The following is a 21,954-nucleotide window of genomic DNA, read 5'->3' as shown; positions in this document are numbered from 1 at the left end:
TATGTCAAAAAAAACAGTTTATTTCTTATTAGGCGGTGTGTTGATACTTATCATTGCTTTAGTGGCTCTTAAAAATGGTGGAATAATAGGAAGTAAAGATGAAGGAAAAGAAGTAGAAATTGCAAAAGTAACGGCTTCTACAATTGTTGAAACCGTTTCGGCGACAGGTAAAATTCAGCCTGAAATCGAGGTTAAAATTTCACCTGAAGTTTCTGGAGAAATCATATTATTGAATGTAAAAGAAGGGCAAGTTGTAAAAAAAGGAGATTTATTAGTTAAAATCAATCCCGATTTATATACTTCAAGTTACAATCGTTCGGTTTCTAATTTGTCTGGATCTAAAGCTGGATTAACACAGTCTGAGGCTAGTTACAAAGAAGCAAAAGCCAATTACGAACGTAATAAAACCCTTTATGACAAAGGTGTAATTTCGAGATCAGATTGGGACAAAGCAATTGCATCTTTTGAAGTGGCAAAAGCAACGAAACAAAACTCCTATTATAACGTTCAGAGTGCTTCGGCTTCTGTTAGTGAAGCAAGAGATAACTTAGGACGTACAACAATTTATTCTCCTGCAGACGGAACTATTTCTGTCTTAAACGTAGAGTTGGGAGAAAGAGTTTTGGGAACGCAGCAAATGGCCGGAACTGAGCTTCTTCGTGTTGCCAACCTGAATAATATGGAGGTTGAAGTTGACGTAAACGAAAATGACATCGTAAAAATAAAAATAGGCGACGAAGCAAATGTGGAAGTTGATGCTTATTTGAAAAAGAAATTCAAAGGAATTGTAACCAGTATTTCAAATTCTGCAAGCACCACTTTGACTTCAGATCAGGTAACTAATTTTAAAGTTAAGGTTCGTATTTTAAAAGACTCTTATCAAGATTTATTAGAAGGAAAACCAAGTACTTATTCTCCTTTTAGACCAGGAATGACCGCTACGGTTGATATTATTACCACAACAAAAACAAATGTTTTGGCAGTGCCAATTAGTTCTGTTGTAGTGAAATCGGATACTACAGCTGTAAAAGATTTTAAAGTTGAAGATCCAAATGAAGATAAAAAAGCAGCTCCAAAAAGCGATAAAAAATTCGAATGTGTTTTTGTTAAAGTTGGAGACAAAGCTAAAATTAGAGTCATTAAAACTGGAATTCAGGACGATACTAATATCGAAGTAATGTCTGGGTTAAAACCTGGCGATGTCGTGATTACAGGTCCATATACCACAGTTTCTAAAGAACTAAATTCTGGAGATAAGGTAAAACTTAAGAAAGCTGAAACTCCAAAAAAATAATCATATTTTAAGCTAAAAGAAGCCGAAGCTAGTTTTAAAACCTTCGGCTTCTTTTAGTTCATAAAAAAATAATTAATATTTAAAAATTACATATTTTGTCTTTTATTCTCAATATCGAAACGGCTACTAAAAATTGTTCTGTATCTATTGCAAAAGATGGCCAGACCATTGTTTGCAGCGAATTGTCAGATGAAGGATATTCGCATGCCGAAAAACTTCATGTTTTTATTGAAGAAGTAATAGCAAAAGCAGGTATTTCTGTGCATGAATTAAAAGCTGTTGCAGTTAGTCAGGGACCAGGATCGTATACGGGTTTGAGAATTGGTGTTTCGGCAGCAAAAGGTTTGTGCTATGCTTTAAATATTCCGTTAATTGCTGTAGATACCTTGCAGACTTTGGCTTCTGAGGCAGGAGTTGCAGATGGGAAAATCATACCGATGTTAGACGCACGCCGTATGGAAGTTTACAGCGCTATTTTTAATTCAGATTTAACGCTTGAGAGAGCTATTAAAGCGGAGATTATTGACGAAAATTCATTTCAGGAATATACAGACAAGCTTTACTTTGTTGGCGATTGTGCCGATAAATGCAAGCCAGTTTTGATTAAAGACAACTTTGTTTTTTTAGAAAATATAAAATACCCTTCAGCTCAAGCAATGAGTAAAATCAGTTTTGATAAATATCAAAAAAGCGACACTGTAGATGTCGCTTATTTTGAACCTTATTATTTGAAAGATTTTATGATTGCTCCGCCAAAGAAACAATAATAATTTACTTAGACGAAATTGCTTTTAAACACATAGAAACATAGTTTTAGAAACTTAAATAAAGGCGTTTCACTTATTTAAATACACATAGTTGAACTATGTGAAAGAAATATTTTTCTCTTTGTTGTCGTCTTTGTGTTAAAATTAAATTTTCAATTTCAATAACACTGATAAGTACTATTTCTGTATAGTATACGGTTGAACTGAGATTCCAGCTTCATCCAAAGCTATTTTGCAATTTTCTAGAGTTTCAGAAAATACAGCTCCGTAATTGGCATTTTTTGCCCAAGGACGAACAGCAAAATCAATAGAACTTGCCGATAGATTTTTTACGAAAACCTCTGGCGAAGGAGTCTTTAATACTTTAGGATTTTTATCCAGAACCTCCAGAAGAATTTCTTTAGCCTTTCTGATATCTGAATCATAAGAAATTGCAAAAGTCAAATCAGCTCTTCTTTCTCCCTGCATCGAGTAATTGATGATATTTCCGTTAGATAAAGAACCATTAGGAACAAATACAGTCTGATTATTTCCAGTAAGCATTTTGGTTACAAAAATCTGGATTTCAAGAACTGTTGCGATAACACCTTGCGCTTCTATCGTGTCTCCCACTTTAAATGGTTTAAAAACAATAATAAGCATTCCTCCAGCAAAATTAGAAAGTGATCCTTGCAATGACAAACCAACTGCAAGACCCATAGCTCCTAAAATAGCGACGAATGATGAAGTTTCAATTCCTAATTTGGAAATGAAGGTTACAAACAATAATATTCGTAACGCCCACAGTAAAATGTCCGATAAGAATTTTGTCAGCGTCGGATCAAGATCTCGCTTGATCATTATTTTTTTAATAATTCGATTAATCAATCTGATGGCATATAAACCAACAAATAAGATTAAAAAAGCAGAAATTAATTTTGGCGAATAATCTACCAAAATATTAATAAATCTAGTAACGTATTTACTTACTTGTTCGGGATCGAGATTCATAATTTTTAAAATAAAAAAACCTTCTCATAGGGAGAAGGTGGTGTTTGTGCTGCAAATATAAATATATTTTATATTATTAGAAATATCAGTTTATGCTTTGACCTAGTTTTTATTGTTTGTTAAGCCTCTGTAACGGGTTTTTCGCTTACATCGACAACAGTTTCAGAAGAAGTAGTTTCTGCAGGTTCGTTTGCAAAAGAAGCTGTTTTTTCTTTAATAGTATCAACTGCATCATTTACCACTTTGGCCGCTTTGTCTGCATATTCGTTTACCGTTTCTTGTGCTTTTTCAGCATAATCTGCAGCCTGATCGATGATAGGTTCCGAAACTTCTTTTACTTTTTCAATTGTTTCTTCTGCAAAAGCTTCGGCTTTCTCGATATACGGTGCGGCAGCTTCTTTAGCTTGTTCAAAAGTACTTTCGGCATTATTGGCCAATTCAGTTACAGACTCTTTGGTTGAGCCAAATAAATTTTTAAAAAATGAAGATAATCCCATGGTTGTTAATTAATTGGTTAAGAACACAATATTAGTTAAAATTTAGAAGTAACTCATTTTTTAATGATAAATAATTGATTACTAAACTGTAATGTTCAAAAAGTATTAACTAAAAAACGCATCCGATATTAAAAAAAACGAGAAACATGCTATGTCTTATTTTAATACAAAAAAACTTTTAGTAGATAATTGACTCTGAAGCTTTGATCTAAATTTATAAAAAGTAAGAAAACACTTTTGTTTTAAATTCAGAATCAGACTAATTATGAGCAGAATACGATATGTAAAAGGCAACATGACAGAAATAGTTGGTGGCGATTATAATATGTATTCGGAAGAAAATATCGTTTTTACTTCAGCTCTATCCATAACAGAAACCGGAGAAGAAAATGGTGTAACGTATGGAGAACCGCAAGATCCGCCTTTAATTAATGGCATAAAAGAGATTGAGATAATTACCGGTCTTGATGATGGTTCTGCCAACGATTTGAGCGGAGGTCTGCAGAAAGGTTTTATCTACGGTAATTCTTATGAAATCAAGGTAAAAAGTTATATCAGTCATGCGCCGCAAAACAAAGACTGGATAAAATGGATGGTCAAATACCATGATTTGTCTCAAAATAGCTGGGTCGAAATTCGGTTGACAGCAAAAGGAGACTATATAACTTTGACCATTAATAATAATGAATTGTGCGGTCGTTTTGTTTATGTAAGAGCTTATTTAAGATATCCAGAACGAGAAGCAGAACTTAAGGTTTGGATGCATAATAGGTTTAGGTGGTTTGATAGATCTAAAATTGATGATCAGATAAAAACCGTGTTAAAGATCCTTGGAAAATTGATTAAGGAGGCAGTTCGTTATGTGGAATGGCGGCACTCTATTATGCAATGATTAAACGCGACCCACAAGCTTATGAAAAACTTGCTAAAGAACTTTTTAGAACTGGAGAATATGCAATAGGCAGTTATGTGATAGGACCTCACGAAAAAGCTCTAAACATGTATGAGACTAAACCAACAGACTCTGATTATATATCTATGGGAATGTACGAAATAGACTGGATTGTTCTTGCCACAACTCGCAGCAAAGAAAGCTTAAACAGCCAGTTTGTTTACAATGGTTTTGAAAATGGAAATATTGATATGTTGAAAGCTGTAAACTGGCCTGACTTGCTTACCCGAATGTGTAAAGAAGTTGCTGGTTTTACCAATGCTAAAGCGCATGGACTAAGTTTTAATTCTATTAATAACAAAAAGAGAATTATATCCGCAAGAATTCATGACTATTTTTCAAACAGCGATTTGGAAGAATTATTGGAAATAGATAGACTATATAAACTGGGAAAAACTATTTTATTGATGATAGATGCTGAAATGATAGATGATAAATCAAATTATAATTCATTTGTGAGCATTGGAAATAATTCTCACTGGATTGTTTATGAAGGAGGGTTGCAGTTTTTGGATATTAATAAACAAACAACAATTTATTTAGATAACGTAAAACATATCAAATTTAAGATATATACATGGGGAGAAAATCCATTAAAATCTCGATTTATTACAAAACCATTAGTAGATGGACTCAGTGTTAAATCCTTTAAAAGTAATTATTATGGCTATATTGAAGCACAATAGTTTATTTTCAAAATTATTGTTTTTTTTCTTTTCAATAATTTTTATCTCTTGTAAAGAAAAAGTTGATTGTAATAATGATGGACAAATTAGTAATACGTTTTCCTTTCCTAGAGAAAGTAACTATTTGCCTCAAAAAGGGAATCTATATTTTTTTGAGAAAAATTCAGAAAATAAAGATTTTTTTAAAGTGGTCGATTTAAGACATGCTAACATAATAGATGGAAAACTTAATATTTTTTTTAATGATATCCCTGATCATTTAAATGTAAAGTATAATTATAAGATTGTGCTCGATGATTCTTTGGTATTTGAAATTATGAATATGCAAATGAAAGTTGATACTATGGGAAGAACAATGGGGGGATGGGCAATTACTTGCAGGTTAATGTCTTTTGAAGTAAATGGTAAAAAATATAATGCTAATGAAGGCACTCTAGATTTTCCATTTAATTCTGCTAAAAAAATTAAGTAAAAAAAAGCGTCTCAAAGAGACGCTTCATATTATATTTTTAAGGGAATTAAGCATTAACCGCTTCTACTTTAATAGCTTCATCATTTAGCATGCTTTTTAACATGTTTTCGATACCGCTTTTTAAGGTAAAAGTAGATGAAGGGCAACCGCTGCACGCACCTTGAAGCAATACTTTTACTGTTTTATCATCTTCGTTATAAGATTCAAAAGCAATGTTTCCACCATCAGCAGCTACTGCAGGTTTTACATATTCTTCTAAGATATTGATGATTTGCTGAGAAGTAACATCCAGTTTATCAAAAGCTTCATCTTTAGTAACTTCATTTTTTGTAGCAGTCTGGATAAGACTTTCGTCCAAAACAGTTCCTCCGTTTTCGATAAACTGTTTAATAAAAGTTCTTAGTTCTAAAGTGATTTCAGACCAGTCATTGATTTCATATTTAGTAACAGAAATATAGTTTTCGTCAATAAAAATCTCTTTCACGTAAGGGAATTTAAATAATTCCTGAGCTAGCGGAGAAGAAGCAGTCTGATCGATGTTTTTATATTCTACGGCATTACGAGTCAGCATTCTGCTTACTACGAATTTCAACGCAGAAGGATTTGGAGTAGTTTCTCCGTATACTGTAATAGGCTGTTTTTTTGTTTTAGTTTCATCAATTTTGATGATAACGCCACCTTTGTCAACAAAAGCACTTATTTGCTCTGCAACAGCATCTTTTACATCGTCCCAATCTACAATGCTGTATCTTTCGATAGCTATAAAATTTCCAGAGATATAAACGGTCTTAACAAACGGTAAATAGAACAATTGCTGCGCTAGGGGAGAAGCTTGCGCTTCGTCAATATTTTTGAACTCAAAGTTTTGATTTTGAGTAATAAAGTCTTCAAATTCAAACTTTAATATAGTTGGATTTTGGGTCTCTTTTATAGTGATTTTAGTCATGATTATATATTTTTTGCAAATTTACTAAAGTTATTTTCTACTAATGGCTATATTTGATTTTTTAATGAAATAATTAAGACTCTTTTCAAATAAATCGTGTTAAATTGCAAGAGTGAAAATAATATAGAAACAAAATTGCCTTTATGAAATTTAAAATCAAGGTTTTATTAATTTTTCTCATTACTGTTTCTTACTCTTATTCGCAAGAGGGAATACCTGTTTATTCGGATTATTTGTCTGATAATTATTACTTAATACACCCTTCAATGGCAGGTGCTGCAAACTGCGCCAAGATCAGATTAACAGCCAGAAAACAGTGGTTTGGAGAGGAAGATGCTCCAGCATTGCAGACTTTAAGTTTTAACGGAAGATTAGGAGAACGTTCTGGTGCCGGAATTATTCTTTTTAACGATAAAAACGGTTATCATTCTCAAAAAGGGCTAAAGCTTACTTATGCGCATCATATACTTTTTTCGAGAGATGAAATAGACTTGAATCAATTGTCGTTTGGTATTAGCGGAGGCGTAATGCAAAATCAGTTAGACGAAACAAAATTTGGGCCTACTTTAGATCCCCTTATTTCTAATTCTGTCCTTACCGATAGCTATTTTACGATGGATGTCGGCGCATCTTATAATTATTTGGATTTTTATGCACATGCAACGGTTCAGGGCTTGATACAGACTAGAAAAGACTTATATTCAGATTATGAGAATAATAATTTGAGAAAATATTTATTGAGTGCTGGTTATGTGTTTGGTAAAAATACTAATTGGACTTGGGAGCCTTCGATTCTTTTTCAGTTGTTTGACCAAACGAAAGGAAAAACACTCGATTTGAATATGAAAGCCTACAGAAATATGGATTTTGGAAGTCTTTGGGCTGCGTTATCCTACAGAAGAGCTTTTGACGGAGCGCAATATATTTCAGGAAATAGTGTATCAACTCAAAAACTGCAATATTTTACTCCTATTATTGGAGTAAATTTCAAGAATTTTATGTTCGCTTATACGTATTCTCAAGTTATGGGAGATGTGAAGTTTGATACTGGAGGATACCACCAAATTACTTTTGGAGTTAATTTATTCTGCAGAAAAGCACGTTACGACTGTAATTGTCCTGCTATTAACTAAATTTATTTTTATGCTGATTAAATCTGTAAACGGAAAATCGCCTCTTATTCCAGAGGATTGTTATGTGGCTGAAAATGCTACCATTGTTGGAGATGTTACTTTTGGAGCCTCTTGCAGTGTTTGGTTTAATGCTGTTGTAAGGGGAGATGTTCATTTCATTAAAGTCGGAAACAAAGTAAACATACAAGATGGTGCCGTAATTCACTGTACGTACCAAAAACATCCCACAATTATAGGAAATAACGTTTCGATTGGGCATAACGCGATTGTGCACGGTTGTACAATTCACGACAATGTTTTAATCGGAATGGGGGCAATTGTAATGGATAATTGTGTTATAGAAAGTAATTCAATAATTGGCGCAGGCTCTGTAGTGACACAAAATACGGTTGTACCTTCGGGAACAATTTATGCTGGAATTCCTGCCAAAAAAGTAAAAGACATTGACCAGTCTGATTTTGCAGGTGAAATCGAACGCATTTCGAATAATTATGTAATGTATTCGAGCTGGTTCAAAGAAGAATAGATTTTTAAAAATTCCAATAAAAAAAATCCAAATTCCAATGCTCAGCAAGTTTTGGAATTTGGAATTTTTTATTTGGAATTTAAAAAATTAGAGGTTGATTTTTTCGAAGAAAGTATTCTTATAGCTTTCGCTGATTGGGATTCTTTTATCGCTTATTAAAACCTTGTTTTTCTGAATCGATTTTACGTGTTTGATATTGATAATATACGATCTGTGAATTCTAGCAAAACCTTTACTAGAAAGTAAATTTTCCAATTTAATTAAACTGATCAAAGTCAGCGTAAACTTATTGTCGGTGGTGTAAATTTTGACATAGTCTTTTAAACCTTCGATAAAAAGAATATCGGCAAAATTCAATTTTACATTTTCATATTCGGCTCGAACAAACATAAAATCTTGTTGAATTTCGGGTGTATTGTTGTTTTCTGCAATTGTTTGACTTGACACAGAAGGCTGTAAAGCTTGCTGTGCTCTTACAACCGCTTTTAAGAATCGATGAAACGGAATTGGTTTTACCAAATAATCGACTGCGCCAAGATTAAATCCTTCGACAGCATAATCAGAATAGGCGGTTGTAAAAATAACCAGAGGCTTTTTTTCTATAGTATTTAAAAAATCAATTCCAGAAAAATGAGGCATCTGAATATCCAGAAAAACCAGATCAACATTATTCTGATTGATAAATGAAACGGCATCAATAGCATTATTGAAAGTGTTTATCAGCTCGAGAGTATCTACTTTTTTGACAAAATCCTGCAATAATTCTACAGCTAAAGGTTCGTCATCAATAATTACACATTTCATCTTTTCTGAATTAATTTGTTAAAATTTGTTTAGCAGTCAAAAGTAATTTGAAACCAGTAAATTAAGTTTTAAAATTTTCATAAAATACTGGTTTAACTAATCAAAATTATGCGTTTACGGTTATGGTTTTCGTTAGTGTAAAACCATCCGTAAGATTGCCTGTTATGGTTGCCAGTTCATCGGCTAAGCTATCAGCAAAAACATTATCTCTCGTATTTGCAGTATCTGCTTGCCCGTGAGCAGCATAATTGGTGCTGGAATATACCTCGCTTGAAATTGTTTCTGGAAAAGCAATCTGTGTTACCAGTAAAGAATTTCCTGTGCTTGACAGAACTTCTACGTGTACGTGAGGCGCTCTTCCTTGGTACCAGCCTGGATAAATTGATATAAAAGAAACTTCTCCGCTCGTATTGGAAGTTTGTCTTCCTCTCAAGAAATGAACAGACGTATAATCGGTTTGCTGCATTTGTGTTCCACCATATTCTGAATAATTTCCATCTTTGTCGCAATGCCAAATATCTACTAAAGCACCAGAAAGAGGTTCGCAATTGTTATTTTTGTTCTCAATTTTTAAATTAATCAATAAGGCAATTCCAACGCGGTCAGATTTAATGTTTTCTAAAACCAGCTGACTTGGAGTTTTGATCGGAAACGGACCTTTTGTTTCTGAAGGAGAAACGTTGCAGCTTCCGCCTCCAGAATTAGCCGAGTCAGTTTCTTCATTGTCACTTTTAGAACAAGATTCTAAAAATTTGGTAGCTGTTGCCAATGAGGCAATGCCCAAAATACCATTTCGGATAAATTTTTTTCTGTCCATAATCAGTTTTGTTTAATGTAATGCGGTTTTAATTTCGTCTAACTTTAAATTCAAATGAACTCGGTAATATTCGTTATCCTGAGTAATGGTTAGTTCGTGTGCGTTCGGATACAGAAGATCAAGACGGCTTTGGATATTTACCAATCCAATTCCCGAATTTTCTGGATCTTTCACATAATTTTCAATGGTATTTTCGATCCAGAAATCAAGAGTGTTATCCATAATTAGAATTTTGATTTTTACATGCGCTGCGCCTTTGTAATCGGTTCCATATTTAAAGGCATTTTCGACAAAAGAAATCAATAATAGAGGCTCGATAAATTTGTTTCTCGTATCGCCGTGAACATTAATTACAATGTCTTCAATATTGTTTAATCGCAGCTTTTGTAGTTCGATATAATTCTGAATGTAATTAACTTCTTTTTCTAAAGCCACCGTTTTGTTGTCAGTTTCATACAGCATATAGCGCATAAGTTCAGACAAGGTGACGATGGCATCAGGGACCAAATCAGATTTTTTGTGTGCCAAAGAATAAATACTGTTTAAAGAATTAAATAAAAAATGCGGATTGGTTTGTTTGCGCAAGTAAATTAATTCGGTATTTGTTCGATGCGTTTCGGCAATCAGTTTATTTTGCTGATTATTATAAAATTCAGTTAATGTTCTAATAATGGCAGAGATTGTAATAACAAGAATGTAAAAAAATGAAGGCCCAATTTTAAAGAAAAGCGGCTGTTTCATTTCTACTCTTTCTGTCATTCGTTCTCTAGGCATAAACTTTGGGTCAAAAAGCCCATGAGAATTATGAGGGACCAATCTGGCATGTACGATATTCTCGGGTCTTAAATGTCTAATTTCAGGAATAAAATAGTGTAGCCTGATAACCATAAATACAGCAATTAAAACAAAAGCAAACGTAAAATAAAGCCAGTATTTTTTTTGCAGCAAATAATTTGGAACCAAATAAAAATAGTTGAAATAAAACAAAATAATTCCAGTAATCCACTGCGCATAAAAATCGTTATTGATCTTAAATGGACTTTCGTAAAACTGAATTAAAGAAGTCAAAATAAAGAAAATCCATATCGCACAATGGAATAATATTTTGTTATAGCCTGTATTTTTAATGGTATCGATCTGCATTTACAATTTTATTTTTAATAAAATTAATTCATTTTTGGTTACCGTTGGAGATAAGTTTTGTTTGAGTTTCTGCTTAACAAGATATGCAACTTTTAGAGCATCGGTTTCTGTTTCAAAACTTTTAGTGTCGCTTATAACAGGAATAACTGATTGTTTTATTAAAACTTTTTCTTTGTAGGCAATGGTATAGCCCCAGCCAGAATCGGTTTGAAAAGAAGCTGTTGTTAAGATTTCTTTTTTAGCGCAAGCTGTAAAAAGAAGAATGGCAAAAACAATTAAACTCTTCTGGATGCTACTCCAGAAGAATTGTTTATTCTTAATTATCATCGTCACTTTGTTCATCCAATGGTTTAAACTCCCATGCATCATCAAAATAGGTAGAGCCAATTCGTCCTAACATGTAAAATCCGCGATTATTGATGGCGAAACCGACAGCATCTGTTCTTGTAGCGCCTTCCATTGGAGTTCTTTCTGTCCATAAATCAGTTGATGGATTGTATTCCCAAATGGTTTTGATGTTTTCACCTCCTACAACATATCCTAAACCATTCATAGAAAAACTAGAAGCATTAGAACGTACAATAGCATAATCGTCATTGTAGCTGTAATCATCGTCTGTATCTTTATCGATATCACGTTTTCTTGTCCACACATCTGTCGATGGGTCAAATTCCCAGAAATCTTCCTGATAAACGCCATTGTTTACTCCAGTTACTAAATAAGCCTTGTCTGCAATTGTAAAAACTGTCGCATTACGTCTTTTGTTTCCGCTGAAACCATTTACCAAGGTCCAAGTATTGGCCTGATCGTCATATTGATAAAAATCTTTTAAATAATTTCCATCATAACCTGTTCCAAAATACGCTTTTCCGCCGACCTGAAAACCTACGGCAGCATAACGTGCTGTTCCTGCAAAATCTGTTTTTTGTGTCCAACTATTTGCAGTAGGATCGTACTGATAAAAATCTTTCAGTTTGTTTGTTCCGTCGTAACCAAGACCCACATAACCTTTTTCGTTTAAGGCAAAACTAGATGCAGAACTTCTTCCTACGCCTCCAAAATCTGCTTTTTGTTCCCAATAATCTCCAGTTGAGTTATAAACCCATAAATCTTTTAAATAAACATCTCCGGTATAACCGCCAACTACATAAGCAAAATCGCCAATTACAAAGCTTGTAGCACTAGATCTTGCAGGACCGTCAAAAGCCGATTTTTTAATCCAGTTTCCAATCAAATCATCATCATCATTATCATTGCTGCAGCTTATCAAAAAGAGGCTTGAAAAAAGCGCTGTGAATAAAATTCCTTTTTTTAGATTAATCATAGTGTATTTAATATTTATTGTTTGTATTTGATCCCTATTCCTAAAACGTAGCCATTCCCGCTATTGTAGTCGTATATTTTATGGTCGCTGTTATCCAGTAAATTGTATTTTTTGTTGAAATCGTAACCCGCTTTAAAATTTAAAAACCAATTGCCTCCAACATTTCTTTCGTATTCCAGAGCCGATGTCATTTGCGATAAAACTGCTTTTTCGGCATTGTCAGTTGTTTTCGCTGTTTCGTCTAAATGATAAAAGTTTCCGTTAAAACTATTCGTCAGGCTAAATTTGTTTCGTTCATTATTGGAATAAGAAATTCTCGAATCGGGGAATCCAATTCTAAAATCGGTTTTCTCGTTCATTTTATAATCAAAAGCAACCATCGGTATAATTCTTGGCACTCCAAAAATTGAACTTCTTTCAGCTCCAATTCTCACATTGAACTGTGAACCAAACTGCTGTGAAATTGCCAAACTTCCTAAGACTATAATATCTGAAAAATCCAATTTGCTTTGGAAATTTGCCGTAGGAATAATAGAAAACTGCCATTTGGTTTTTTCTGCTATTTCAAATGAATATTCAAACTTGTTTTGAACTTGGTTGAATTGATCTTGATCCGCATAAAAATTATAGGGGTTCAATTCGTAATTCACCTTCAAATTAGAATATTCCAATGTGTTCGCTATTTTGCTTTTTGTTCCTATTTTTTTCTGATAAAGAACTGCAATGTCTGTTTCATTAAAATTTATCTTTTCTGTTGACTCTGTTTTAAAATTTACAGTAGCACTCAAATTTTCCTGAGCTTTTAAACCAAAAAATGAAATCAAAAAAAGCGAACAAATTAAAAACCTTACTTTCATTATTTATTTTATTGGCTCAAAATTAGATGGATGGCGCCCTTAAAAAAAAGAAGATATATATATGACGTGTTTTGATAGACAAAATCGGCGTTTTTCCAGTCGAATTAATATTTGATAATAGAATTCAGGTTATAGATCATTTCGTGCTATTTGTAGCTTAAAAAAGCGCGGTAGTATATGTTATAGTGTGTCGCCAAAGTGCGCAATTTATATTTGCTCAAAAATAAAATTATGCACAAGTTTATATTGATACTGCTTTTTGTACTAACCTTATTTTCATGTGGTACAGATACCGATACGGGAGAATTTACTGTTGGGTCAGATTATCTGGCTTTAAGCAATAAGGTGATTATGATTGATACTGTTACGGTCGATATGTCCACTATAAATTTTGACTCTCTGGCAACTTCAAATCGCGGCAGAATTTTAATTGGAAATTATGAAGATCCCATTTTCGGAAAAGTAAAATCAGATAGTTATTTCCAGCTTTCTACAAGCATTTATGCATTATCCAGCGTTGGTTCAGATACAGAAGCTGTCAATTATGTTTTCGATTCTATTTCGATGATTCTGAAATACGACCGTTATTATTACGGAGATACAACAAAAGTACAGACGTTTAATATTCATCGTTTGTTGCAAAAAGTGAAGCCAAATACCGAGGATGATAATTTTTATAATAACTCAACTTTGGCATACAGTCCAGAAAGCCTTGGTACAATATCATATAGGCCAAGACCTGTGCAAAAAGATTCTATTAATATCAAAATGAGCAAAGAGTTTGGTGAAGCCCTTTTTCAAAAAATCAAAAAAAGAGAGGTTACAGATTTTGATACTTTTACAGAATACTTGAAAGGATTGGTTTTAGTTCCAGAAACTTCAAATTCGTCCAGCGCTATCGGATTTAGTGTTTCTGAAAGTAAGGTTCGAATGTATTATTCCAAATACCAAGCCGACGCAGATGAAGTACCTTTTACAATCGATTTTCAAATTTTGGATGCTACTAAGCAGTTCAATTCTATTTCCTCAGACAAGACAGGGACTATTCTTGAAAACCTTCCCATTTCGACGGGTAAGCTTTCCAGTACACTGACCAACAATCAGGGATATATTCAATCGGGGACAGGTGTGGCCTGTAGGGTTGATTTTCCGAATATAAAGCAGTTTAAAAATATATCAACCAATGGAGCCATTGTCGATGCAGAATTGATTTTGAAACCTGTCAATAATTCTTATTCCGAAAAATATCCTTTAGCAGATTCTCTAACAGTTTATGTGGGAGATAATTTGAATAGAATTAGTTCAACGCTCGTAAATTCTGCTGGAAGCACAGTTTATGGGAAACTGAATCAAAAGAGCGATGAATTTAATGAAAATGTCGGGTATTCTATTTCTATTGGGGCTTTTCTTCAGAAAGAAATGCTAAAAGCATCCGATTCGAGGTCGTCACTTATTTTAACCTTGCCCGGAATAGCCCAGTCTGTTAACCGAATAGTTTTGGGCAATCAAAAACATGCCAACAATAAAATTCAGCTGAAAATTTATTACATCTCTTATTAAATGAAAAATAATATTGTTTTATGGAGCTGCTTCCTTCTACTGTCGCTGACTTCCTTTTCTCAAAGTATTTCAAGTTCTCCGTATTCGCTTTATGGCGTTGGCAGTTTGTATGATGCAGATTTTGGCTATCTGCCTTCAATTGGCGGTTCAGGTATTGCTTTGCCTTCAGATACTTTTATTAATAACCTAAATCCCGCATCGCTAGGATTTATGTATTCGAATCATTTTCTTTTTGATATTGGAGGGAAAGCTATTGCCACAACGTATCAGAGCAGTAGTCGTACAGAAAAACGAAATAATTTTCAATTTTCGCATTTAGCTTTTGCTTTTCCAGTGACTAAAAATTCAGGTTTTAGTTTAGCACTCCGACCTTATTCTAGTTCGGTGTTTAAAATCTCAAATTTAAAGCTTCCAATTGCCGATAGCCAGGAATACTACTATGTAACGGCTCAAGGATCTGGCGGTTTGAATAATTTAGATTTTTCATACGGATATAGATTCGGTAAAAAATTGACATTGGGAGCAACAGGAACAGTGCTGTTTGGAAATACAGTTGATGATCGCGCTTTTTTAATTTCAAATGCCATTACAACAATACATAAGCAAACAGACTATAGGGGAGTTCGTGCTACTTTAGGAGCCCAGTTTAAAATAGATTCTACTTTTACAATCGGAACAACGGTTAAAGTTCCAGCGAGAATAAACGCTTCAAAAGTACAAACGGTAACAAGCATCGCAGACGAAGTAGAATCTGCTATAGAAACCGATCAAGCTACAGATACAGACGATTATTATATGCCTTTAGAAATTGGTTTTGGGGCCAGTAAAAGGTTTAAAAATAATCTGAATGTGACTTTGGATTACGAAAAGAGTTTTTGGAAAAACACAAAGCAGTCTGAACTTTATGGCGAATTTGTAAATCAGGATCGTTTTGCGCTCGGATTTACTTATAGTGCCAAAAAGAATGTCAGGAAATATTGGGATAGAGTAGGGTACGCTGCAGGTGTGAATTTTGACAATGGCTATCTAGAAATCGACAAACAGCGCGTAAACAATGCCTCTATTTCTATTGGGTTAAATCTGCCAATAGACAATACATTTTCTTCACTTAATATTTCTTATTCTTACGGACAGAAAGGCAGAATTGCAAATGATTTAATAAAAGAAAATTACCATAAAATATCACTCAATTTATCGTTGGACGGAATTTGGTTCGTCAAGCGAAAGTTTGAATAATATTCTAAAAGTCTTTTTTGATTACCGGATATTTATGTTCTAAAATCGACTCTAAAACTGTAGGATTTGAGTTGACATAAAATAAAGGATCATGATCTGCACTTTCAGAAAAACCAACTTTATCGCGAAGCAGATTTTTGGTCTGGCGCGCAACAGCTTCTCCTGAATCTATTATTTTAATATGATCTGGGAGAATTTTTTTTATTTGAGGAATTAAATAAGGATAATGGCTACATCCTAAAACCAAATAATCAATATTAGCTTCGATCATAGGCTGTAGGTATGACTCCAGTAATTGTGTCATTTCTGGCGAATACAAATTACCATCTTCAATAAGCTGTACAAGCCCGTGCCCAACTTGCTCAATGATTTTGGTATTCTGAAACATCTCAGCCGTTTTATTAAACAATTCACTGTTAAGAGTTCCTTTTGTAGCTAAGATTCCAATTACCTGCGTCTGCGAATTGTTCGCTGCAGGTTTAATTGCAGGCTCAATTCCAACAAACGGAATATCATAATCTCTACGAAGTTCGAATATGGCATTTGTTGTTGCGGTATTACAGGCCACAACAATTAATTTGCAATTATTCTCTAATAAAAATTCTACATTTTTTTTACTCAATGCAACAATTTCGTCCTTACTTTTTTGTCCATAAGGAGCATTTTTACTGTCAGCCAGATAAATGGTTTTTTCATTTGGAAGAAGATCATGAATAGCGCTCCAGATGGAAGTTCCGCCAATACCAGAATCAAAAACGCCTATAGGATTATTGTTTGTCATAAAGCAAAAGTAGTATTTTTTAAATATAAATTCGTTATTCTAAGTTAAGTCAAATCTATAAATTATGCCAAATATTATGTTTAATTTTTTGTAAAAAAAAACTGCTCAAATTATAAAATTGAGCAGTTTAATTATAGCGATTTAATTTCTTAGAATCCTAAATCTTTTTTAACATCAGCAGTGATGTTTGGACCATCAGCTAATAATAAAGTAGATCCATCTAAAACGTATTGGAAACCTTTAGCTTTTCCAACTTTTTGGATAGAAGCTCTTACTTTTTCCATTAATGGTTTTACGATGTCAGTTTCTTTTTGTTGTAATTCTTTTTGAGCATTGTCTCTGTAATCAACAATTCTCTTTTGCATATCTTGAACCTCTTTAGAACGCTCACCGTTTACAGCATCAGTTACAGTTGCAGCTTCAGCTTCGTACTTTTTGATTTTTACTTGATATTCGTCAACCATCTTTTTGTATTCAGCATCATAAGTTCCACTTAATTTCTGTAATTGATTTTGAGCATCTAGCATAGCAGGCATTTTAGACATGATCTCGCTTACATCAACATGGGCTACCTTCGCTTGCGCGTTCATTGTGTTACTTGCTCCTAAAATTAAAATCGCAGCAATTAGTAAAGTTTTGATTTGTTTCATCATTTTTAAAATATTAATTAATTATTGGTCGTATTTGCTTTTTGTTGTTCGGCTTCTTTTGCTTTTTTAGCCGCTTCTCTTTCTTCTAAAATTTTCTTTCTTCTCTCTTCCAATTCTTTTTTACGCTGTTCGTAAAGTAATTGTCTTTCTTCTGCTTTTGACATTGCAGGCTGTTCTGTGGCAGGTGTTTCTCCTGTTGCCGCAGGCGTTGTTGCAGGTTTAGCAGTTGAATTTGTGTTAACAGCTCCGCTTGTTGCAGCAGGGACCGCTGTTGATGGAACTGTTCCAGAAACCGTGCCATTTTTTTTGGCTTCTCTCTCTGCAGCTGCTGCATTTCTTCGATCTTCGTATTCTTTTCTCTTAGCTTCCTGCTCTAATTTTCGATCTTGAATTAATTTCTCTCTAGCAGCTCTTTTTTCGTCTAGTGCTTTCTGGCGATCTTGCATTGCTGGATTCTCATCAATTGCATTTTCAAGATTTTCTTTAGCTTCTTGCTGTTTCAATTCTTTTTTCGTCAGCTGTTCACGTTTTTCAGTACGGTTTAAAATTCTTAAAACCTGATCGCTGATATCAAATCTTTTATTGCTAAAAAGCATCGTAAGATCTGATGATTTATCAAAAACAAAATCGTAATTTTTTGCTTCTGCTATATCTTGCACAGCAGTAAAAACCTGATCTTGTATAGGCTTTGCCAAAGCTGCTTTTTGTCTCATTAAATTACCGTCAGAACCAAATTGTTTCTGCTGATAATCCATCATTTCCTGCTCAAGAAACTTAATTTCAGTTTCTCTTTCTTCTATTAATTCTTTTGTAAGTAAAGCTTTTTCTGTTTTTAAGCTTTCTTTCAAATTATTTATATTTAATTTTTTAGCCTCAACTTCTTGTTTCCACTTTTGAGCTTTTTGCTCTAATTGTGATTTGGCTTCTTTATAATCGGAAACATTTTCTAAAATATATTCCATGTCGATGTAGCCTATTCTAGTCGTCTTACCTTGTGCCTGACTTGTATTTGCTACAATCAAGGCTAAAAATATAAATAAAAATTGTTTTCTCATAACATAACTTTATTTGATGATTTTTAACCAAACGTTATTTCACTAAAATTGTTGTCCAATGATAAAGTGTGTTTCCCATCCATTCGCTTTTGTTTGTCCTGGAAGAGCGTCAAATCCATAACCAAAGTCGATACCCAATAATCCAAATGCAGGCATGAATACACGTAAACCAGCACCAGCAGAACGGTTTAAGTCAAACGGGTTGTAATCTTTAAACGTTGGATATGATGAACCTGCTTCTAAGAATGTTAATGCAAAAATAGAAGCCGATGCTTTTAATGTAATTGGGTAACGTAATTCCATAGAGAATTTGTTGTAAATCGTTGCTCCAATTGCATCACCATTTATGTTTACTGGAGTTAAAGAGTTATTTGGATAACCTCTCAACTGAATAGTTTCTCTACCATCCATTGAGTAGTTTGCCATACCATCACCTCCTAAATAAAAACGTTCAAACGGAATAACACCTCTTTCTTGGTTATAAGCTCCTAAGAAACCAAACTCTGTTAGCGTTCTTAATACTAATTTTCCATAAACCTTAGTATACCAGTCTCCTTTAAATTTAACTTTATAATATTCTAACCAGTTGTATTTTTTCTGATCGACTTTTGCTACATCTGTGTCAGCGCTTGCGTAGTCTGATCCAACACTCGCATAACCTGTTTGTCCGTTTACAGTTACTGTTTTAACATAATCACCATTGTTAAGCGCTTGTCCGTCTATACCACTTCCTGATGTTCCTGTATATTGTGTTTTGTATTCTTTCTGGTTTTGCAAATCACCATAATCAATTCCGTTAAATAATGAATATGGAGGAGTAACTTTAGCAGAAATACTAAATTCAGAACCATACATTGGGAAGATAGGATTTGTTCCTTTATTACTTCTTGAAAGTCCTATAGTATAAGCTAAGTTTCTTGACGCACCATTACCAAACGTAAACAAACCTGTATTATAATTGTTCAAGTCGTAGTGCTGATAACTTACCGATTGTGATAATACGAAGTAGTCATCTGGCACGGTTAACCTTTTAGCTAAACCAACTTGGACTGTAAAAATATTAAAACTTTTGCTTCTATCAACAGTTCGAGTAATATAATTGTTAAGAAATTGCTTACTATATGAAATAGATGAACTAAACTGTACTGGTTTCTTTCCTCCAAACCAAGGTTCTGAGAATGATAAACTATACGTTTGGAAGTATGTACTTCCTTGTAGACGAAGCGCTACTTTTTGTCCATCTCCCATTGGTAAAGGCTTATAAGCTTCTTTGTCGAACATTTTTCGTGCAGAGAAGTTGTTAAATGAAAGTCCTAATGTACCAATGAAACCTCCACCGCCATAACCTCCTTGAAGTTCGACCTGGCTAGATCCTTTTTCAACTACATTGTATTCGATATCAACAGTTCCAGCTCCAGCGTCTACGTTTTTAAATTTAGGATCGATTGCCTCAGGATCAAAGAATCCTAATTGTCCAATCTCACGAATCGTTCTAACCAATTGTTCTTTACTGTATTTTTCACCTGGTTTTGTTCTTAACTCACGATAAATAACATGATCGTTTGTTTTGTCGTTTCCAACAACCGTAATTTTATTGAAATAAGCGATAGGACCTTCAGTAACTCTAATCTCAAAATCGATAGTGTCATTAACCGTTCTGACCTCTACAGCATTTATGTTTGAAAACAAGTAACCGTTGTTTTGGTACAAGTTGGTAATGTCTTCAGCATCTGGTTTTGTTTTATCAGCAATTCTTTTTTCTAATAAAACTCCATTATAGGTTTCTCCTTTTTTGATTCCTAAATAACGGTTTAAAAGCTGATCTGAATAAACTGTATTTCCTAGGAATTTGATGTTTCCGAAGTAATATTTATTTCCTTCTTCTACGTTAATATTAATAGAAAGAGCCTTTTTTTGTTTGTTGTATTTTACAGAATCGTAAATAATACGAGCATCACGATATCCTTTTTCTTTGTATGCTGCAATTATTTTTTCTAAGTCAGTTTTGTATTTTTCTGGAATAAATTTAGAAGCTTTAAAGACACGAATGAAGTTTTTCTGTTTGGTGTCTTTCATTGCGGCGCGCAATTGCGTATCTGTAAGTTGTTTATTTCCAGTGAAATCAATATTGCTGATTTTCACTTTGTCACCTTTATCTATTCTGACAAGCATATTAACTTGGTGTCCGTTAATAGTATCAGGAGTATTGGTAATAGTAACTTTTGTGTTATAAAAACCTTCTTTTTTATACTTGTTTTCGATGTAGTTTTTAGTGGTTGTAATTAAGTTTTCGTTGACAATTTTGTTTTTTGTCAAGTTGTTATCTTTAATTAAACCTTCGATTTTACTTTTCTTTACACCAACGATTTTAACTTCATTTAGTTTAGGAAGCTCAACAATGTCTAAATCTAAATAGATACTGTCATTTTCTACTTTATTAACATAGAACGCGATTTCATCAAAAAGCCCGAGTTTTCCTAATTTTTTAATTGCGCTACTGATTTCTTCTCCAGGAACAGTAATTTCCTGACCTTTTTGAAGTCCTGAAAAGGTAACAACAGTCTGTTCATTGAAGCTTATTTTACCAACAACAGAGACTTTAGCTAGAATATATTTTTTCCCTTGATCAAAAGGAACTCTTTCTTGTGCTTTAATTTGTGAAAAACTACCCAAAAGTAAAAGGGTAAAGACTATTTGTATTTTTTTTTGCAACACTAAAAAATTATTTAATTTGTTCACTGGTTTTTCCAAATCTACGTTCTCTTTTTTGATAACTAATAATAGCCTCATATAAATCTTGGTCTTTAAAGTCTGGCCACAAGACATTAGTAAAATACAATTCTGCATAGGCGATCTGCCATAGCAAAAAATTACTTATTCTATGTTCTCCACTTGTTCGTATTAATAAATCTACGTCAGGTAAATTTTGCGTGTAAAGATGCTCATTTATAATTGAATCGTCAATAGTGTCTATTGAAATTATATTATTTTTAACTTTATCACTAATTGACTTTACGGCATTTACCAATTCTTCTCTAGAGCCGTAGCTTAAAGCGAGAGTAAGAGTTAAGCGTGTATTATTTTTAGTCTTTTCCATAACATCCAAAAGTTCTTTTTGGGCTGTTTTTGGCAATTTATCAAGATTTCCTATTGCATTAAGTCTGATATTGTTTTCTTGAAGGGTAACGAGTTCTTTTTTTAATGAATTAATCAATATTTTCATTAATGCCTGTACCTCAAGTTTTGGGCGGTTCCAGTTTTCTGTAGAGAAAGCATATAGCGTTAAATATTCAATTCCTAGTTTAGCTGAGGTTTTGATGATGTCTTTTACAGATTTGGTACCATTTTCGTGGCCAAATGCACGCAGAAAGCCTTGTTGTTTAGCCCAACGTCCGTTACCGTCCATAATGATGGCAAGGTGTTTTGGTAAGTTTGTGTGATCTATTGATTCTATTAAATTCATT

General features: G+C 33.5%; 23 protein-coding genes. 9 read left to right on the top strand and 14 right to left on the bottom strand.

What is annotated here, in order from left to right:
• Position 1: 1 nt before the first annotated feature.
• On the top strand, positions 2-1,294 hold the full coding sequence (locus Q9Q97_RS18095) for an efflux RND transporter periplasmic adaptor subunit (RefSeq protein WP_306159660.1): 1,293 nt from the start codon (positions 2-4) through the stop codon (positions 1,292-1,294).
• A gap of 95 nt (positions 1,295-1,389) precedes the next feature.
• A complete protein-coding gene (tsaB, locus tag Q9Q97_RS18090; protein ID WP_306159658.1) occupies positions 1,390-2,061 on the top strand; it encodes a tRNA (adenosine(37)-N6)-threonylcarbamoyltransferase complex dimerization subunit type 1 TsaB in 672 nt (223 codons plus the stop codon).
• A gap of 177 nt (positions 2,062-2,238) precedes the next feature.
• On the opposite strand, the gene Q9Q97_RS18085 is transcribed toward tsaB, so the two are convergent.
• Positions 2,239-3,051 (bottom strand): mechanosensitive ion channel family protein, encoded by an 813-nt coding sequence (locus Q9Q97_RS18085; RefSeq protein WP_306159656.1) that lies wholly within the window; start codon positions 3,049-3,051, stop codon positions 2,239-2,241.
• A 119-nt stretch (positions 3,052-3,170) separates the two neighbouring features.
• Entirely contained in the window at positions 3,171-3,548 is a 378-nt protein-coding gene (locus Q9Q97_RS18080; RefSeq protein WP_306159654.1) for a YtxH domain-containing protein, read from the bottom strand.
• Positions 3,549-3,813: 265 nt separating this feature from the next.
• Between Q9Q97_RS18080 and Q9Q97_RS18075 the strand changes: the two genes are divergently transcribed.
• Genes Q9Q97_RS18075 through Q9Q97_RS18065 form a run of 3 tightly spaced genes read left to right on the top strand, consistent with a single transcriptional unit; the run spans position 3,814 to position 5,658 of the window.
• Positions 3,814-4,440, top strand: coding sequence for a hypothetical protein (locus tag Q9Q97_RS18075; RefSeq protein ID WP_306159652.1), 627 nt, complete (start codon positions 3,814-3,816; stop codon positions 4,438-4,440).
• A complete protein-coding gene (locus Q9Q97_RS18070) occupies positions 4,437-5,186 on the top strand; it encodes a hypothetical protein (RefSeq protein ID WP_306159650.1) in 750 nt (249 codons plus the stop codon). The genes Q9Q97_RS18075 and Q9Q97_RS18070 overlap by 4 nt, the downstream gene beginning before the upstream one ends.
• Positions 5,164-5,658, top strand: a complete 495-nt coding sequence (locus tag Q9Q97_RS18065; protein ID WP_306159648.1) for a hypothetical protein — start codon at positions 5,164-5,166, stop codon at positions 5,656-5,658. Before Q9Q97_RS18070 ends, Q9Q97_RS18065 begins: the two co-directional genes overlap by 23 nt.
• Before the next feature lie 46 nt (positions 5,659-5,704).
• Here the strand turns inward: Q9Q97_RS18065 and Q9Q97_RS18060 are convergent, their stop codons facing one another.
• On the bottom strand, positions 5,705-6,604 hold the full coding sequence (locus Q9Q97_RS18060; protein ID WP_306159647.1) for a NifU family protein: 900 nt from the start codon (positions 6,602-6,604) through the stop codon (positions 5,705-5,707).
• Between the two features lie 143 nt (positions 6,605-6,747).
• Between Q9Q97_RS18060 and Q9Q97_RS18055 the strand changes: the two genes are divergently transcribed.
• Positions 6,748-7,737: a type IX secretion system membrane protein PorP/SprF gene (locus Q9Q97_RS18055; protein ID WP_306159645.1), complete on the top strand. Its 990-nt coding sequence runs from the start codon at positions 6,748-6,750 to the stop codon at positions 7,735-7,737.
• A gap of 10 nt (positions 7,738-7,747) precedes the next feature.
• A complete protein-coding gene (locus Q9Q97_RS18050; RefSeq protein ID WP_306159644.1) occupies positions 7,748-8,263 on the top strand; it encodes a gamma carbonic anhydrase family protein in 516 nt (171 codons plus the stop codon).
• Between the two features lie 87 nt (positions 8,264-8,350).
• Here Q9Q97_RS18050 and Q9Q97_RS18045 read toward each other — a convergent pair whose 3' ends face one another.
• From Q9Q97_RS18045 to Q9Q97_RS18020, 6 genes are all read right to left on the bottom strand, one after another.
• Positions 8,351-9,067, bottom strand: a complete 717-nt coding sequence (locus tag Q9Q97_RS18045) for a LytTR family DNA-binding domain-containing protein (RefSeq protein ID WP_306159643.1) — start codon at positions 9,065-9,067, stop codon at positions 8,351-8,353.
• 106 nt (positions 9,068-9,173) lie between these two features.
• Entirely contained in the window at positions 9,174-9,884 is a 711-nt protein-coding gene (locus Q9Q97_RS18040) for an intradiol ring-cleavage dioxygenase (protein ID WP_306159641.1), read from the bottom strand.
• 12 nt (positions 9,885-9,896) lie between these two features.
• Complete coding sequence (locus Q9Q97_RS18035) at positions 9,897-11,027, bottom strand: sensor histidine kinase (protein WP_306159639.1); 1,131 nt, start codon at positions 11,025-11,027, stop codon at positions 9,897-9,899.
• Positions 11,028-11,354 carry a DUF4907 domain-containing protein gene (locus Q9Q97_RS18030; protein ID WP_306159637.1) on the bottom strand — a complete coding sequence of 109 codons (327 nt, stop codon included), beginning with the start codon at positions 11,352-11,354 and terminating at the stop codon, positions 11,028-11,030.
• Positions 11,344-12,351, bottom strand: coding sequence for a kelch repeat-containing protein (locus Q9Q97_RS18025; RefSeq protein WP_306159635.1), 1,008 nt, complete (start codon positions 12,349-12,351; stop codon positions 11,344-11,346). The genes Q9Q97_RS18030 and Q9Q97_RS18025 overlap by 11 nt, the downstream gene beginning before the upstream one ends.
• A 14-nt stretch (positions 12,352-12,365) precedes the next feature.
• Complete coding sequence (locus Q9Q97_RS18020; protein WP_306159633.1) at positions 12,366-13,208, bottom strand: DUF6268 family outer membrane beta-barrel protein; 843 nt, start codon at positions 13,206-13,208, stop codon at positions 12,366-12,368.
• A 231-nt stretch (positions 13,209-13,439) separates the two neighbouring features.
• Between Q9Q97_RS18020 and Q9Q97_RS18015 the strand changes: the two genes are divergently transcribed.
• On the top strand, positions 13,440-14,768 hold the full coding sequence (locus Q9Q97_RS18015; protein ID WP_306159631.1) for a DUF4270 family protein: 1,329 nt from the start codon (positions 13,440-13,442) through the stop codon (positions 14,766-14,768).
• Positions 14,769-16,004: an aromatic hydrocarbon degradation protein gene (locus tag Q9Q97_RS18010; protein WP_306159629.1), complete on the top strand. Its 1,236-nt coding sequence runs from the start codon at positions 14,769-14,771 to the stop codon at positions 16,002-16,004.
• A 4-nt stretch (positions 16,005-16,008) separates the two neighbouring features.
• On the opposite strand, the gene murI is transcribed toward Q9Q97_RS18010, so the two are convergent.
• The 5 genes from murI to Q9Q97_RS17985 form a co-directional block, all read right to left on the bottom strand.
• Complete coding sequence (gene murI / locus Q9Q97_RS18005; protein WP_306159627.1) at positions 16,009-16,785, bottom strand: glutamate racemase; 777 nt, start codon at positions 16,783-16,785, stop codon at positions 16,009-16,011.
• A gap of 149 nt (positions 16,786-16,934) precedes the next feature.
• Positions 16,935-17,438 carry an OmpH family outer membrane protein gene (locus Q9Q97_RS18000; RefSeq protein ID WP_170830271.1) on the bottom strand — a complete coding sequence of 168 codons (504 nt, stop codon included), beginning with the start codon at positions 17,436-17,438 and terminating at the stop codon, positions 16,935-16,937.
• A gap of 14 nt (positions 17,439-17,452) precedes the next feature.
• A complete protein-coding gene (locus Q9Q97_RS17995; RefSeq protein ID WP_306159625.1) occupies positions 17,453-18,490 on the bottom strand; it encodes an OmpH family outer membrane protein in 1,038 nt (345 codons plus the stop codon).
• Positions 18,491-18,532: 42 nt separating this feature from the next.
• A complete protein-coding gene (gene bamA / locus Q9Q97_RS17990; protein ID WP_306159624.1) occupies positions 18,533-21,280 on the bottom strand; it encodes an outer membrane protein assembly factor BamA in 2,748 nt (915 codons plus the stop codon).
• The gene (locus Q9Q97_RS17985; RefSeq protein WP_306159708.1) at positions 21,213-21,953 is read right to left on the bottom strand and encodes an isoprenyl transferase; all 741 of its coding nucleotides are present in this window, start codon (positions 21,951-21,953) and stop codon (positions 21,213-21,215) included. Before Q9Q97_RS17985 ends, bamA begins: the two co-directional genes overlap by 68 nt.
• Between the last annotated feature and the right edge of the window lies 1 nt (position 21,954).

The organism is Flavobacterium sp. DG2-3, from assembly GCF_030730925.1.
Classification (GTDB): domain Bacteria; phylum Bacteroidota; class Bacteroidia; order Flavobacteriales; family Flavobacteriaceae; genus Flavobacterium.
The sequence above is the reverse complement of the archived record's forward strand: the minus strand, read 5'-3'. Positions and strand labels throughout refer to the sequence as shown.

What these genes read in the sequence shown, in the direction of transcription:
- Q9Q97_RS18080 (WP_306159654.1), bottom strand. Translation starts at nt 3,548, where the DNA reads ATGGGATTATCTTCATTTTTTAAAAATTTATTTGGCTCAACCAAAGAG.
- Q9Q97_RS18040 (WP_306159641.1), bottom strand. Translation starts at nt 9,884, where the DNA reads ATGGACAGAAAAAAATTTATCCGAAATGGTATTTTGGGCATTGCCTCA.
- Q9Q97_RS18025 (WP_306159635.1), bottom strand. Translation starts at nt 12,351, where the DNA reads ATGATTAATCTAAAAAAAGGAATTTTATTCACAGCGCTTTTTTCAAGC.
- Q9Q97_RS18085 (WP_306159656.1), bottom strand. Translation starts at nt 3,051, where the DNA reads ATGAATCTCGATCCCGAACAAGTAAGTAAATACGTTACTAGATTTATT.
- Q9Q97_RS18000 (WP_170830271.1), bottom strand. Translation starts at nt 17,438, where the DNA reads ATGATGAAACAAATCAAAACTTTACTAATTGCTGCGATTTTAATTTTA.
- bamA (WP_306159624.1), bottom strand. Translation starts at nt 21,280, where the DNA reads ATGAGGCTATTATTAGTTATCAAAAAAGAGAACGTAGATTTGGAAAAA.
- Q9Q97_RS18045 (WP_306159643.1), bottom strand. Translation starts at nt 9,067, where the DNA reads ATGAAATGTGTAATTATTGATGACGAACCTTTAGCTGTAGAATTATTG.
- Q9Q97_RS18060 (WP_306159647.1), bottom strand. Translation starts at nt 6,604, where the DNA reads ATGACTAAAATCACTATAAAAGAGACCCAAAATCCAACTATATTAAAG.
- Q9Q97_RS18030 (WP_306159637.1), bottom strand. Translation starts at nt 11,354, where the DNA reads ATGATAATTAAGAATAAACAATTCTTCTGGAGTAGCATCCAGAAGAGT.
- Q9Q97_RS18095 (WP_306159660.1), top strand. Translation starts at nt 2, where the DNA reads ATGTCAAAAAAAACAGTTTATTTCTTATTAGGCGGTGTGTTGATACTT.
- Q9Q97_RS17995 (WP_306159625.1), bottom strand. Translation starts at nt 18,490, where the DNA reads ATGAGAAAACAATTTTTATTTATATTTTTAGCCTTGATTGTAGCAAAT.
- Q9Q97_RS18020 (WP_306159633.1), bottom strand. Translation starts at nt 13,208, where the DNA reads ATGAAAGTAAGGTTTTTAATTTGTTCGCTTTTTTTGATTTCATTTTTT.
- Q9Q97_RS18070 (WP_306159650.1), top strand. Translation starts at nt 4,437, where the DNA reads ATGATTAAACGCGACCCACAAGCTTATGAAAAACTTGCTAAAGAACTT.
- Q9Q97_RS18055 (WP_306159645.1), top strand. Translation starts at nt 6,748, where the DNA reads ATGAAATTTAAAATCAAGGTTTTATTAATTTTTCTCATTACTGTTTCT.
- Q9Q97_RS18015 (WP_306159631.1), top strand. Translation starts at nt 13,440, where the DNA reads ATGCACAAGTTTATATTGATACTGCTTTTTGTACTAACCTTATTTTCA.
- Q9Q97_RS18035 (WP_306159639.1), bottom strand. Translation starts at nt 11,027, where the DNA reads ATGCAGATCGATACCATTAAAAATACAGGCTATAACAAAATATTATTC.
- Q9Q97_RS18050 (WP_306159644.1), top strand. Translation starts at nt 7,748, where the DNA reads ATGCTGATTAAATCTGTAAACGGAAAATCGCCTCTTATTCCAGAGGAT.
- Q9Q97_RS18065 (WP_306159648.1), top strand. Translation starts at nt 5,164, where the DNA reads ATGGCTATATTGAAGCACAATAGTTTATTTTCAAAATTATTGTTTTTT.
- Q9Q97_RS18010 (WP_306159629.1), top strand. Translation starts at nt 14,769, where the DNA reads ATGAAAAATAATATTGTTTTATGGAGCTGCTTCCTTCTACTGTCGCTG.
- Q9Q97_RS17985 (WP_306159708.1), bottom strand. Translation starts at nt 21,953, where the DNA reads ATGAATTTAATAGAATCAATAGATCACACAAACTTACCAAAACACCTT.
- Q9Q97_RS18075 (WP_306159652.1), top strand. Translation starts at nt 3,814, where the DNA reads ATGAGCAGAATACGATATGTAAAAGGCAACATGACAGAAATAGTTGGT.
- murI (WP_306159627.1), bottom strand. Translation starts at nt 16,785, where the DNA reads ATGACAAACAATAATCCTATAGGCGTTTTTGATTCTGGTATTGGCGGA.